Origin of the sequence: Bacillus oleivorans, assembly GCF_900207585.1 — a bacterium.
Taxonomy (GTDB): Bacteria; Bacillota; Bacilli; order Bacillales; family JC228; genus Bacillus_BF; species Bacillus_BF oleivorans.
Genome location: NZ_OAOP01000010.1, coordinates 63,483 through 76,892, shown reverse-complemented (window position 1 = coordinate 76,892; position 13,410 = coordinate 63,483). Strand labels below are relative to the sequence as shown.

General features: G+C 37.0%; 14 protein-coding genes. 3 read left to right on the top strand and 11 right to left on the bottom strand.

Features of this window, described 5'->3' with window-relative positions:
* Positions 1-264: 264 nt before the first annotated feature.
* A complete protein-coding gene (locus tag CRO56_RS23460) occupies positions 265-393 on the top strand; it encodes a hypothetical protein (RefSeq protein WP_281257335.1) in 129 nt (42 codons plus the stop codon).
* Positions 394-397: 4 nt separating this feature from the next.
* The gene (locus CRO56_RS18620) at positions 398-1,519 is read left to right on the top strand and encodes a thermonuclease family protein (protein ID WP_179714355.1); all 1,122 of its coding nucleotides are present in this window, start codon (positions 398-400) and stop codon (positions 1,517-1,519) included.
* 189 nt (positions 1,520-1,708) lie between these two features.
* On the opposite strand, the gene CRO56_RS18615 is transcribed toward CRO56_RS18620, so the two are convergent.
* The 5 genes from CRO56_RS18615 to CRO56_RS18600 all read right to left on the bottom strand — a co-directional run bounded on the left by CRO56_RS18615 (position 1,709) and on the right by CRO56_RS18600 (position 5,201).
* On the bottom strand, positions 1,709-2,089 hold the full coding sequence (locus tag CRO56_RS18615; protein ID WP_097160129.1) for a cupredoxin domain-containing protein: 381 nt from the start codon (positions 2,087-2,089) through the stop codon (positions 1,709-1,711).
* Positions 2,090-2,341: 252 nt separating this feature from the next.
* Positions 2,342-2,878 (bottom strand): hypothetical protein, encoded by a 537-nt coding sequence (locus tag CRO56_RS18610; RefSeq protein ID WP_097160128.1) that lies wholly within the window; start codon positions 2,876-2,878, stop codon positions 2,342-2,344.
* Between the two features lie 52 nt (positions 2,879-2,930).
* On the bottom strand, positions 2,931-3,086 hold the full coding sequence (locus CRO56_RS23010; protein WP_179714354.1) for a hypothetical protein: 156 nt from the start codon (positions 3,084-3,086) through the stop codon (positions 2,931-2,933).
* A gap of 39 nt (positions 3,087-3,125) precedes the next feature.
* Positions 3,126-3,971, bottom strand: a complete 846-nt coding sequence (locus CRO56_RS18605; protein WP_097160127.1) for an AraC family transcriptional regulator — start codon at positions 3,969-3,971, stop codon at positions 3,126-3,128.
* A 372-nt stretch (positions 3,972-4,343) separates the two neighbouring features.
* Positions 4,344-5,201 (bottom strand): alpha/beta fold hydrolase, encoded by an 858-nt coding sequence (locus CRO56_RS18600; protein WP_245856000.1) that lies wholly within the window; start codon positions 5,199-5,201, stop codon positions 4,344-4,346.
* Positions 5,202-5,328: 127 nt separating this feature from the next.
* Between CRO56_RS18600 and CRO56_RS18595 the strand changes: the two genes are divergently transcribed.
* The gene (locus CRO56_RS18595) at positions 5,329-5,799 is read left to right on the top strand and encodes a MarR family winged helix-turn-helix transcriptional regulator (protein WP_097160125.1); all 471 of its coding nucleotides are present in this window, start codon (positions 5,329-5,331) and stop codon (positions 5,797-5,799) included.
* Between the two features lie 147 nt (positions 5,800-5,946).
* Here CRO56_RS18595 and CRO56_RS18590 read toward each other — a convergent pair whose 3' ends face one another.
* From CRO56_RS18590 to CRO56_RS18565, 6 genes are all read right to left on the bottom strand, one after another.
* Positions 5,947-6,333 carry a VOC family protein gene (locus tag CRO56_RS18590; RefSeq protein ID WP_179714353.1) on the bottom strand — a complete coding sequence of 129 codons (387 nt, stop codon included), beginning with the start codon at positions 6,331-6,333 and terminating at the stop codon, positions 5,947-5,949.
* A gap of 33 nt (positions 6,334-6,366) precedes the next feature.
* Positions 6,367-7,290, bottom strand: a complete 924-nt coding sequence (locus tag CRO56_RS18585; protein ID WP_097160123.1) for a phosphotransferase enzyme family protein — start codon at positions 7,288-7,290, stop codon at positions 6,367-6,369.
* A gap of 149 nt (positions 7,291-7,439) precedes the next feature.
* Positions 7,440-8,918: an aldehyde dehydrogenase family protein gene (locus CRO56_RS18580; RefSeq protein ID WP_097160122.1), complete on the bottom strand. Its 1,479-nt coding sequence runs from the start codon at positions 8,916-8,918 to the stop codon at positions 7,440-7,442.
* Between the two features lie 192 nt (positions 8,919-9,110).
* Positions 9,111-11,123, bottom strand: a complete 2,013-nt coding sequence (locus CRO56_RS18575; RefSeq protein ID WP_097160121.1) for a S9 family peptidase — start codon at positions 11,121-11,123, stop codon at positions 9,111-9,113.
* Positions 11,124-11,418: 295 nt separating this feature from the next.
* Positions 11,419-12,393: an ABC transporter ATP-binding protein gene (locus CRO56_RS18570; RefSeq protein WP_097160120.1), complete on the bottom strand. Its 975-nt coding sequence runs from the start codon at positions 12,391-12,393 to the stop codon at positions 11,419-11,421.
* The gene (locus CRO56_RS18565) at positions 12,383-13,408 is read right to left on the bottom strand and encodes an ABC transporter ATP-binding protein (protein ID WP_281257334.1); all 1,026 of its coding nucleotides are present in this window, start codon (positions 13,406-13,408) and stop codon (positions 12,383-12,385) included. Before CRO56_RS18565 ends, CRO56_RS18570 begins: the two co-directional genes overlap by 11 nt.
* Positions 13,409-13,410 lie beyond the last annotated feature (2 nt).

The following is a 13,410-nucleotide window of genomic DNA, read 5'->3' as shown; positions in this document are numbered from 1 at the left end:
ATGAAATCAATTGTTTAAGGGTGTGTTAATTCTAAATGGATTAACCACCATTTTGTTGTGAAATATCTTTAAAAATGTTCACACTAATTTCCATTACCTTCTAAATAAACCTGTGTTTTACATGGAATGAAGTTCTTCTCGAATTTTACTGGTGATTTTGTTACCCTTGTTAAGGGAATTTAATAAAAATGATATAAAATTTTAATTTTATGAAAGGTATTTACCAATTTGTATAAAAATGAAATATTTAAGGGGGAAATACTTTTGAATTTCTTAAAAAAATTATTTGCACAAGAATTTGTTTCCGCAGATGTTAAAGAAAAGGCTCTTGCTGAAAAAGAAGAAAAACGAATACAAAGAGAAGCTCAATATCTGGCATTGCAAAGGGTGTGATATTTTGAACATTATAAAACCTATGATTAAATGGATCATTGCTATTTTTGCAGGATTATATTTATTGTCTACAATCGTAGTAACCCCACTGGCATGGATTGCGATCCTTGTTATTTTGTTCGGAATATACCAAATCCGTCAGAAGAAAAATGGGAGAGTTACCTTTTCAAAGCCTGGCTGGATTGTAGCATCTGGATTTATTCTTAGTTTTGTACTTGCACTTTCATTTGCTCAACCTGAATCCGCAGAGGTTAAATCAGATGAGGAAACAGTTAAAAATGAGATTATTAATGAAGATGAAGCAAAAGGTAAAAATGATACAGTGAAGCAAGATAAACAAAACGAAAAAAACCCTAGTGTAGATCAATCAACTGAGGATAAAGAAGTACCTGAACAAGCTACAGGGAAAAAACTAGTTGAGCTGCCTTCAAGTGAAGATTCTGTTGAATCAAAAGAAACAGACAAAAGCCTAGTAACTGTTACGGTTACTAGGGTAGTTGATGGAGACACATTAGAAGTAAAATTTGATGATGGCACAGTAGAAGATGTTCGTCTTCTTTTGGTTGATACGCCAGAAACGGTTCACCCTTCTGAACCGGTTCAGCCCTATGGGCCAGAAGCTTCACAGTTTGTTAAAGATACGCTTGAAGGGAAAAATGTAGGCCTTAAACTCGGAACAGAAGAAAGAGATCATTATGGCAGAATGTTGGCATATGTTTTTGTTGGAAATGAAACGATTCAAGAAATGCTCTTAAGAAAAGGTTTAGCTAGAACTGCTTATCTCTATAACGACCTGACGATGCTCGATGAATTTCATAAAGAACAAGAAATTGCCAGAAGCCAAGGCATTGGGGTTTGGTCTATTCCCGGCTATGCTCACGTTGACCATGATCATGGATATCATTACGAAGAACAAGTAGTTTCTACGAAGGAACCTGTTGAAGAAAAACCGGCTTCTGGATCTGGAAGCTTGAAATATGATCCAAACGGTCCTGACCGTGATTGTGGGGATTTTGACACACAAGCAGAAGCACAGGCTTTCATGGAAGCTTCTGGTTCAGGAGACCCTCACAGACTTGACGGAAATGACAACGACGGACTCGCTTGTGAAAACTTACCTGCCTAGGGTGTACCCTTTTTTAATACTGTTTTTTTAAGAAAAATGTCCATATTCACAAATTTTGACCTCCAGATTGGAGGTCCTTTTTTCATTTACATTCAACTAAACCCCGGTTAGTTGATTATAATGATGTCGGATCTTAATAGCCAATTACCGTTTCCTATTAAAAAAGCAAGGCCCGACTGGCCCTGCTTTTTACCTGACTATTACTGTTCCAACCATTCCTTGCCTGAAATGGTACCGACATATCAGTTGATATGTTCCGGGCTGATCCGGTTTCACGGTAATGGTTTTCTCATTTCCCGGCTGGACTTCGGCGTCAATTCTGAGCTTTTCCACGGTGAAGGTGTGCACTTTCTTACCTTTGTTTTTTAATATCAAAGTTGTCGTTTTTCCATTGGGAATAGTGATGACTTTCGGATTAAAGTAATCATCGTTCAACTCAACCTCAATCGGTTTCACCGTCTCCATAGGCTGTGTTACTAAGCCCGATTCGGCAAATACGCCGATTGAGCCAGGAGCTACAATCATTGCAGGCAAAACAACCAATCCTGTTAACCACTTTTTCACAGACATTCACAATCCTCCTTTCCTAATCACTATTTTTTTCCATTTCATAAAAAATTATCACTATTAATTTGGTTCCAACGTGCCTTATCCCACAGTCATTATTCGGGGATTAGAGTCAGTGAAATACTTGTGATTTTGAAACCTTTCCTCTTGACATACGTTCTCCCTTCTTTCATTGCCTGCTTCGTTTGTCAAATAACTGCAACAAAAAAGCATCAATCCTTCTTGGATCAACGCCCTCGTTAGTAAAATCATATTTCATCCATAATAACTCCACCATCCATCCATAATAACTCCACCATCGAATGGAATGTTTTGATATTGTGTTACTCCATATTTTTTATACGTAATTCTTAATATTTTTATATCATTATCCGGATTAGTACCATCGAATTCAACACGTAATACTAAATAAAAATTTTTATTTATCTGATAACCTTTAACTTGAATTAAATCAACATCTAACCCTTCATTAACAACGTATTCTTCATCAATTACTCCAATTCTTTCTGTGCTTGCTATAAAGGGCTGAATACGGAAATCATTTTCATCCTTTGCGACAATTGTTCCATCTCTTTTTAGAAATTCAATCTTTTCAATTATGGGTTTCCCAATTCCTTTCCAAGAAAAATTATAACCCAAAAAAACTGCTTTTCTTTTTTCAAAATGTTCTATCCCTGCTGTTACATGGCTCGTCTTTGTAAACTCACCATCACGGCTTATTAAATTAAAAATCCACCAAAACATGATAACAAGTATTATTAAAACGAACAAAATCACTATTTTTTTGTTCACCAAATCCCCCTTCGTTCAACATTACAAAACATACATTCAATTTAATAAATGATCATGCTGTCTGATCTTTAGTCTCTCTAAGTTTTTTGTTACCAGCTATTGAAATCATTAATATAAATTCTATGAGAAAAATAGCTCCCATTTTTACAGGAAAGAAAGGGAATGAAATAATGGCCAGCATATTAACAAATATCCCCTTTTTGGCCATTTCCACCCCTTCTCGATGAACAGTTAATAGTAAACATAATTATTTAGATATAACAGGTACCCACAGTTCATGTCTTGGTTTATGCTTTGGTCCGTAATAACATTCAATACAAGGCAAGTTAGCAAGTTCATATCCAGAGGTAGGTACCCATTCGGTATATAAACGTTTCCACGCTTCTACCACGTTCGGGAAAACCGCCCATGTACTTGGAGGAATGATAAGAGTTTCCATTCCACTGGGAGGCTCCCCGTCATATCGTACACCCATGAAATAATCGAATTCTTCATCTGTAATGGCAGCCTCTTTTCCACATACACCTAAAAGACTCTCGAGTGTACATTTTGGATTTTCCCACGACAGATTGATTAATTCTTGCATAAATCCATCCTTTTTTGCACTGTTCCAAAGCGTAGGAATTGTTTTAAATGCTCGGTTCGTTTTTACTGTATTGCTCTTTCCTATTAATCTTAATTCATAATCAAGCTTCTCAATTCGGTACTCCATTTCTGTATCTCCTTTAATAGAAATTTGAAAGGAGATTCTTGGAAAAGCTTTTAGTTGCACTCCACTGCTACGTGCATCGGAAGGTTTGATTCCGTGTGTTTTCTGAAAAGCCCTTGAAAACGAGTCAGCCGAGACATATCCATACTTAACAGCCACGTCAATTATCCGCAAATCACTTTTTTGTATTTCGAATGCTGCTAGCGTTAATCGTCTGCGTCTAATATATTCGGAGAGCGATATACCCGCAATGGACGAAAACATTCTTGAAAAATGATATTCGGAACAGTACGCGGCTTCTGCAATCTTTTTATAGTCAATCTCGTCATCAAGACTATTTTCAATATAATCCAATGCGTTGTTCATTCTTTTAAGCCATTCCATAAGTTCACTCCTTTCTATATGAATCTATAAAAAAATGAAAACAATTTGTCCGACATTTCATGCACAAAGATGTAGGAAAGAGCTTGAAATAAGACTTTTTGGTTTAATCCTATACTTCTAATTTATTCAATTTTCAATGACTGCTAAAGACTTACTTGTTTCTTTTTTATCGTTACATCGAGATTATCATACCCTTCATCAAAAGAAAAACCCATGAATGTTCCATTCCGGATCAATAGCAACTATTTCATTCGTAAATTATTCCTGCCTTCACTATCACTATTTCCAGTGTAAAATCGAGCCAGCGATTGATTCCCGAAACAGTATAGTCTCGATGATCTATGAAGATTTCACTACACAGATCTCCTCTAGTTATATCCCAGTTTTAAAAAATTTGGTCAATTCTTGTGCAACTATTTGGGGCTTGCCGCCTCTATTTGTGTTGCCTGTAGCTCCGTGATTAAGACCGGCAAATTCGATACGTTTAGCATGAGGTAAAATTTTCGCTAAGGCATCCAGGGCGATTTTGAAGTATTGTGGACTTTTACTTGCTCCCATCAATATGACTTCAGCATTAATATCTCCAAATCTCTCATACTTGTCTTCCAATTCAAAGGACAAATTAAAATCATAGTGAATCGTTGGGGCTAACATCCTCATCGTTACTTCGTCTTTCTGGGTATTCTTCTCCTCACTAGCCATCATCATCCTTGTGAGCATTTTCAATAGCCAACGAGGGACAAAATTAAATATCGATGGCCCCATCTGTCCCCCTAGCATAGCAGTGACCAATGCAGACTCTAAGTCGCCTTCTGAAATCTCTTTGTCATAACGAGCCATAAAGTCACCGGATACGGACCCATTAATAATTAGAGGCGGATCAAACAATGCGGCTTTACAAATGGAAGGCAAATAAAGGGCTGCTTCGAGACAGATAAGAGCGCCTGAGCTAATACCAACTACGTAATGAGAACCTGTATGAGTAAGTACAGCCCCGAGGTCTTCCACATCCCTCTGAATGCTGTGGTTTTTCATATACGGACCACTAAGACCACGTCCACGGCGATCGGGCAAAAATACAGTAAATCTGTCAGCAAGTGATTCGGCCAATTCAATATGGCTTAAGGACGATTCCATTGTACCATGAACGATGATCAACCCTGGGCCTTGCCCTATTTGGCGATAACCAATCTTGGTACCGTCTTTAGAGGTTAAGAAGCTAGTGTACATTTTCAAAAGGATCAACCTCTCTTCTTGAGAACTTTAAAGGATTTAGCTATAATATCTTTATTATTATCTTAATTAATATCTTAATCGTTAAGATAAATAACGTCAATCGTTAAAGGAGAAATTATGTATGAACAATTCTGAGAAACGAAGAGATCTTATATACCAAATTCAAAGTTTAGCCCAAACGTTAAGCACCGAAACCGCTCTTTTTCACCAAGCCGCTGCGGCAAAGCTTTGCTTAGGAATCACTGACCTGAAGACAATATCGACTCTTCTGCAAGAAGGTCCTCTGACAGCAGGACAACTTGCAGAACGATTAAACCTCACTACCGGTGCGGTTTCAAATGTAATTGACCGCCTGGAACAAGGAAATTTCGTAAAACGCACACCCGATATTAAGGACCGGCGAAAAGTCATAGTTACGTTTAATCAAGAAAAGCTTTCGTCCACTAACAAAGTGTACCATTCTATGGGAGAAGCTTTCGAAAAATTGCTTGAAATGTATACAATTGAAGAACTTGAGTTTTTGATCAGATTTTACAATCAGACGATTAAACTAACCAAGCTGGAAATTGCAAAATTGAAAAGCTGGAGGTAAAGAAACGAGGGTTACCTTTCACGTCGCGCACTTATGGTAAACAAACCCAACAAGAAAAAGCTCTCAAGAGAACAAGAACTCTTGAGAGCTTTTGTTTTTAATTCTTCCTTCGGAATCGTAGTCTAAGTTAAGCCAGACAAATGGTTACTAACCTCTCTTACATACTATTTGAATCGGGTTTCCATCAGGATCCTGTACCCAAGCAGACCTCAATCTATCATCTAAAAAATGATGCGGTTTAGATAATAATGTGGCACCATTTTCTAATAAAAATTGAACCGCTGAATCCGTATCTTCTGTCCATAATACAATTTCACACCCTGAATTCTTCCCAGGAGTAATGCCATGAACATCTCTTACAGATTCTTTAAGGGCAATACCTAAATTAAAACCATCCAGTAAAAATTCATGATGTACTGCTTTACCGCCAATTTCTGCTGTAAAAGTTAATTTGAATCCAAGCCTTTCATAAAATTCCCTCGATACTTCCAAATTTTCAACGTAAAGGTTAATTTGCGGTGTTTTAAATTCCATCATTCTTCCTCCTTAAAAAATATAAAAATACTCTTATTTTAATAGAAATACATCACCCGCTAATCTTTCCTTATTTTCGTAAATCCACATAAACATCGCTTTATTACTTTCATATAGAAGTCTATTATTCGAAAAGTAAGCCATGAATATAAGTTGTATACACAACATGACATGCCAGACTGAATTCTTTTCATAATCGGTTAACGGGTTTATTTGATTGTATTGATGTAAAATTTCTTTAACAAATCTAAACCAGTCTTCCCTTGCTGAGAGATCTGAAAATACTTCATTCAAAACACTGGTACAACAATAACAGAGATCCAATATTCTTACATTAACTTCTGTAATTTCAAAGTCTATGAATCCTGAAAGCTCATGACCTTTAAATATAAAATTAAAAATATGTGCATCCCGGTGAATCAATTGCTTTGGCAGGGATTCTATTCGTTTTTGAAATTCTTCACTAATGGTATTTAAAATGACCTGAACATCCTCGCAGGTATCGACTTTTAAGATTTCATTTAACGCAATTTCGGAAACCAACTTGTATAAATTTTTTTCTATAAAATTAGAAACTTCTGCCTTTTCCATAATGATGTGTAAAAAAGCAAGTGCTTCTCCAAGAAGAGCTGGAATTGACGGGTATTTTAGGCTGTCTGCAGCACTGAGTGTTTCCCCTTCAATGAAGTAATAAAGACAATAGTTGATGTTATTATGATTAACGATAGTCTCGCCATATTTATTTAAAACTGGTAATGGTACATTCATGCCATTGGATTTTATATAATCTAAAAGATTATTTTCATTTTCAGTTTTTTTTACATCCCCTTTTACCTTTAATACAAATTTTTCATCACTTGAAGTAATTAAGAGTAGTGCTTTTTCTGATAGATTTTTAGTATCCTTTATCTGTATACCCCAATATCCGCAAATAGTTGAAATATCGAAAATATTCATACCTGTCTCCCAATAATTTATTAATCACCATAATTAAAATTTCTCTTTCCTAATCATTATTTCCTTTTATTTAAGATTGCAAAAAAATAAACCCTTTCTTAAAGAAACCAGTGTTCCTTTAAAAAGGGTTCACGTTTATGTTCGATTTATTACTCAGGAATATAAGGCAACTCTAAGTTCTTAGGAACATTGATAACATGTGTCTCAACATAAGATTTTAATCCTTCTTCCCCGTATTCACGCCCTACTCCAGACTGCTTAACTCCGCCAAATGGAAAACGGACATCGAGACCTTGAACTGCAGCCGTATTAATCATCGTTGTTCCTGCTTCAATTCGTCGAGCTACTTTGATTGCATGTTCTTCCTCTCCCCAAACGGAGCTTGTTAATCCGTAAATACTTTCATTATGTAATTCAATCACTTGTTCCTCATCATCAAAAGGCAAAATTGGAACAGTTGGACCAAATTGTTCTTCGACAACGATTGGATCCTGGTAATCAGCACCTAAAACTAACGTAGGCTGCAGGAAATACCCATTATCCATAAGCTCTGGATTCAGTATTTTTCCTAATTTGATTACTTTAGCACCTTTACTTTTGGCATCATCTACTAGACTTTGTACATACTTTACCTGATTTTTATTGTTAACTGGGCCAACTGTCACATCTGGATTAAAAGGATCTCCTACTCTAATCCATTTGTTAGCCGCCTCTATGTATTTTTCAACAAAAGCATCATAAATGGAACGATGTACATAGACTCTCTTGGCAATCATACATATTTGACCAGCCGTTAGAAAATTGGAAATAACCATTCTGCGCATAGCACGTTCATCGTTTACATCAAAATCATCTAATACGATCGCTGCATCATTTCCACCTAACTCCAAAGTCATCTTTTTAATGGTATCAGATGCGGCCTTCATAATACTTTTAGCTGTTTTGGTTCCGCCTGTAAAAGCAATCTTTGCAACCTTTGGATTGGAAGTTAGCTCTACACCGACATCTGCTTCACCATGAACTAAATTTAAGACTCCAGGCGGAAATTCATCTGCAATCATTTCGACTACTTTACTCACAGCAAGCGGGGCAAATGGACTAGGTTTTAAAACCATCGTATTTCCGGTTAACAAAGCTGGAGCAATTTTAATCGTCGATAATGAAATCGGATAATTCCAAGGAGTAATAGCTGAAACAACTCCAATGGGGTCCAATGTAATAATAGTCCGACCGTTGTCATGTTCTTTGACTTGTGGTTTGATGACATCCTTCACAATACTGCAGGCATATTCCACCCACATCAGAGAAACGGCAAATTCCCCTTCCGAATCGTACAAGGCTTTCCCATGTTCTCTAGACAATAAATGAGATAATTCAGGTATCGCATCCTTTATTTTTTGAATGGCACGCTGCATTCGCTCGATCCGGTCATCCACTTCACTCCATTTCCACTCTGAAAAAGCAGTATAGGCAGCATCAATCGCACGAACTGCTTCTTCCTTGGTATTAATCGGTGCATAACCAACCACCTCATCAGGATGAGTCGGATTTTCTCGAGGAAAGCTTTTTTCCGCTTGTACTTTTTCACCATTAATGATTGCATTCACTGTAATCGGATCAGTGGTCATATAAATCCCCCAATAATAATTAGTAATCCTTTATAGTATGATTTCTTTCCTTTGTTATATTCTAACGATTGACTGAATCAATTAATAATCAAATACATGATTAAATAATCAGAGTTAAAAAGGACCAGGTGTTAAATCTGGTCCTTCAGGGGTTTATATAATATATAAATGTTTTTTAAACGAATGTTATTTTCAAAGAAGATTAGCTTGTACGTCCTCCATCTTAGAGGACACTCTATATTGTTCAAACCAATCTATTAAATGCGTAAGCCGCTCTAAACGGTGACTTGGCTTTCCTTTAGATGCAATGCCATGGCTTTCATCAGGGAAACGAACCAATTTAACAGGTACTCCCCTTCGGCGGAGAGCTATATACCATTGTTCACCTTGCTCAATTGGACATCTATAGTCCGCCTCACTATGTAAAATGATAGTGGGTGTCTTTACCTTATTTGCATAGCGTATTGGGGAGTATTTCATGACAGTTTCTTCATCTTCCCACATATCAGCTCCGCCTAGTTGAGCACTATTAAAATAAAAACCAATGTCACTGGTCCCAAACATACTATAAAGATTGGTCACTGAATTAATCGTGGCTGCTGCTTTAAAACGATGGGTTCTTGCTGTAATCATATTTGTCATGTAACCGCCATAACTTGTACCTGTAACAAAGAGCTGCTCCTGATCAATATAATCAAATTTATCTAATACATAATCCAAAAAGTGCATTTGATCCTTATAATCATCTCCTCCCCAATCGCCAACCACCTTTTGCAGAAATTCCTGACCATACCCCTGACTTCCTCGTGGATTCGTATAAAGAACTGCATAGCCTTTAGCGGCCATTAACTGCCATTCATGTTGGAACCCATATCCATACGCAGAATGAGGACCACCATGGATTTGCAATACTAAAGGATGCTTTCCTCCTTCATTTCTTTCAGTGGGATGTAAAAGCCATCCTTCCAATTCTAAACCGTCAAAGCTATTCAAGCGAATGTGTTCTGGTGTACTTAACTTAATCTCACTTAGTAATGAGTCATTCCATCTTGTTAGTTGTCTTTTATTTCTTGGTAGATTGATATTTTGAATGACTAGATCACCCGTTGAATGACAATGGGCTTGCACAAATACAGCCTCGTTATCATCAATCATATCAAAGGATGTAATGGTGTGTTTTCCATCGGAAAGAGGTCCCATTACATTACCTTCTAAATCCGCACAAAATAATTGGACATTTCCGATATTCGTGGCCAAAAAATAAACCGCGGAACTATTTTCATTCCATCCTATTTTTTGTGCACCTGTATCATAATGAGCATCTACTCTGATCAAGTTATCAGCTGTACGATTTAATTTCCCGCTTAAATTTCTTACTTCTCTTGTGTTTGGTGAAACAGCCCATACGTCTAAATTATGCGAGCTGGCTTCCCCATGTTCGTGGGCAATAAAGCCGATCCACTTTCCATCTGGCGAATAGAATGCAGCTCTAATTGGTCCTTTTCCTTGATAAACTAACGTTTCTTCATTTTTAACTAAGTCATACTTCCAAATAGAAGGAATATATTCAATTTCATGAGTTTCTTCTTTTGAGCCTATATAAACCAAATTTTGCCCATCTGGGGAGAATTGTGGTCCGTAGAAGTCAAAATCCCCTTCAGTAATTTTTGTATATGTTTTAGTTTCCAAATCAAACAAATAAATATGCTTGCGTGAATATATAAATTTCTGTATCCCATCAGCTTTATACCTCAATCGTGTAATGACTTGAACATCACTTTTCGATTCATTTCTTTCATTTGGTTCTTGAATTGTTAAAGCTAGCTTTTTTCGAGAAGGGGACCACACATAATCGACAATATTTCCTTTTACATTCGTTAATGGTGTTGCTTCCCCGCCTTTTTCTAATGAAATAGTCCATACCTGGCTGTTTCCTGTTCGGTTTGATAAGAATGCAAGTTGACTTCCATCAGGCGACCACTTAGGTGAAGTATCTTTAATCAATCTCTTTTCATCATGATAATATGTAACCTGCTGACTGTTTCCTTCCAAATCAGATACGTATATTGAAGAATAATATCCATCCTTTTCAAGATCCATTTTCGTTAATACATAAGCAACGTGATCATTTTTTGGTGATACTTGAGGGTCCCCCACAAATTGGAGTTTTAATAAATCCTCTGCTTCTAATAGTCTTTTTCCCATTTTTTCTTCCTCCTACTTTTTATAAAAATAGTTTCAACTGGACTTTCTCATGGTGATGTTGGCAAAAATAAATCCCCAGATGTAATCAGATATTTTCTTGATGATTTTCTTTGCGGACATACGTTCCGTTATTTTCACAAAAATGCGCTTTTTAGAAAATTATAGGACATAGGTTCCTTTATTTGCTGTGAATCATGCTAAAAACGCATGCTTTTACCTAAATAAAGGAACCAGTGTCCGCTAATTCTGCAAAATCGACTGTTTTGTCACAGATAACGGAACCAATGTCCTTTAATCAGTCTGCCGTGGTCAGATGGCATGCAACATAATGATGGGGTTCTATTTCCTTAAGCTCAGGAGTGAATTCTGCACACATTTTCATTGCATATGCACAACGTGTATGGAAACGGCATCCCTTTGGCGGATTAGTTGGACTAGGTATTGTCCCTTTTAAAATAATTCGTTCACGGGCACGCTCTATTTTTGGGTCTGGAATTGGGATAGCTGAAAGTAAAGCTTCCGTATATGGATGTAGTGGATTTGTATATAACTTTTTGCTAGTAGCTAACTCTACTAGGTTGCCTAAGTACATAACAGCGACTCGGTCACTGATATGTCTTACCATAGATAGATCATGAGCAATAAACATGTAGGTTAATCCTTTTTCCTTCTGCAAATCTTTTAGTAAATTTACAATTTGGGATTGAATAGAAACATCTAAGGCCGCGATTGGCTCATCTGCAATTATAAATTCAGGTTCAACGGCAAGAGCTCTTGCAATCCCAATCCGCTGTCTTTGACCGCCGCTAAATTCATGAGGATACCTATTAGCATGGTTGATATTCAAACCAACTAGCTCTAATAATTCAGATACTTTCTTTTCGAGAAACGCTCTGGTGAGTTTAGGTTCATGAATAACCAACCCCTCTGAAATAATTTCTCGTACGGTCATTCTGGAATTTAGGGAAGAATATGGATCTTGAAAAATCATCTGAACTCTCTTCTGAAACCTTTTTTCATCCCGTTTACTAAGCCGCTCCCCCACATTTTGTTTATCATAAATAATTTGACCGTCAGTCGGCTTGTATAAGCGAATAATCGTTCGCCCTAAAGTTGATTTGCCGCAGCCCGATTCTCCTACAACTCCTAATGTCTCGCCCTTATAAATCTTTAAGGAGACATCATCTACGGCTTTTAAAATCGTTCTTTTATTAAGTCGAAAATGTTTTTTTACATTTTTAATTTCGATTAAAGTATCCTTATGATCCATAGTTCACCTCTCCTATTTCAACAGGCGGCTTTACTTTTTGGGCACGATCATCTAATAACCAGCATGATGCATAATGATGTTTTGATAATACAGTTGGCTGTGGTGAGTACTTATGACAAACCTTCATGGCATACGGACATCTTTCAGAGAAAGAACAGCCTTCTGAAACTTCACTTAAATCCGGAGGTGACCCTGCAATGGGAACAAGTGCTTCATCTTGTTCAACGTGCAGCTTTGGCATTGAACTGAGTAATCCCCATGTGTAAGGATGTTTTGGTTCATAAAATATTTCTTCCACAGTGCCAACCTCAATTATTTCACCGGCATACATGACAGCTACACGATGTGCCATATTTGCTACCACCCCAAGGTCATGTGTAATCAAAATAATGCCGGTATTTAATTTTTCCTGAAGTTCTTTTATCAGTTCTAAAATTTGAGCTTGAATGGTTACATCTAAGGCAGTTGTTGGTTCATCAGCTAGTAAAACTTTAGGATCGCAAGCAATCGCGATCGCAATCGCAACACGCTGTCTCATTCCCCCAGAGAACTGATGGGGATATTCTTTTACTCGTTCTTTTGCATTCGGTATTCCTACCATCTCAAGCAAAGCAATGGCTCTATCTAAAGCTTCCTTTTTAGTAATGGATTGGTGCTCCCTTAATCCTTCCATAATTTGTTTACCGACAGACATAGTTGGATTTAATGAAGTCATTGGATCTTGGAAGACCATTGAAATTTCTGAGCCCCGGATTTTTTCCATTTGTTTTTCATTAAATTCTAATAAGTTTACATCCCTAAACATAACTGTTCCTTTATTTACTGAGCTATTCTGTTTTGGCAGCAATTGCATGATCGTTTTTGCAGTTACTGATTTCCCAGAGCCGGATTCACCCACAATTGCTAGTGTTTCTCCTTCGTTTAGATGAAAGGATACGCCTCTCAGAACATTAATTTCTCCGTTATACGTTTTAAACGAAACGTCTAAATCACTAACAGTTAGAAATCTTTTCAAAT

Bases quoted from the DNA above. Each gene is read 5' to 3' on its own strand.
- CRO56_RS18595 (WP_097160125.1), top strand. From the start codon at position 5,329: ATGAACAATTCTGAGAAACGAAGAGATCTTATATACCAAATTCAAAGT.
- CRO56_RS18615 (WP_097160129.1), bottom strand. From the start codon at position 2,089: ATGTCTGTGAAAAAGTGGTTAACAGGATTGGTTGTTTTGCCTGCAATG.
- CRO56_RS18600 (WP_245856000.1), bottom strand. From the start codon at position 5,201: ATGTACACTAGCTTCTTAACCTCTAAAGACGGTACCAAGATTGGTTAT.
- CRO56_RS18575 (WP_097160121.1), bottom strand. From the start codon at position 11,123: ATGGGAAAAAGACTATTAGAAGCAGAGGATTTATTAAAACTCCAATTT.
- CRO56_RS18605 (WP_097160127.1), bottom strand. From the start codon at position 3,971: ATGGAATGGCTTAAAAGAATGAACAACGCATTGGATTATATTGAAAAT.
- CRO56_RS18585 (WP_097160123.1), bottom strand. From the start codon at position 7,290: ATGAATATTTTCGATATTTCAACTATTTGCGGATATTGGGGTATACAG.
- CRO56_RS18590 (WP_179714353.1), bottom strand. From the start codon at position 6,333: ATGGAATTTAAAACACCGCAAATTAACCTTTACGTTGAAAATTTGGAA.
- CRO56_RS18570 (WP_097160120.1), bottom strand. From the start codon at position 12,393: ATGGATCATAAGGATACTTTAATCGAAATTAAAAATGTAAAAAAACAT.
- CRO56_RS18580 (WP_097160122.1), bottom strand. From the start codon at position 8,918: ATGACCACTGATCCGATTACAGTGAATGCAATCATTAATGGTGAAAAA.
- CRO56_RS23010 (WP_179714354.1), bottom strand. From the start codon at position 3,086: ATGGCCAAAAAGGGGATATTTGTTAATATGCTGGCCATTATTTCATTC.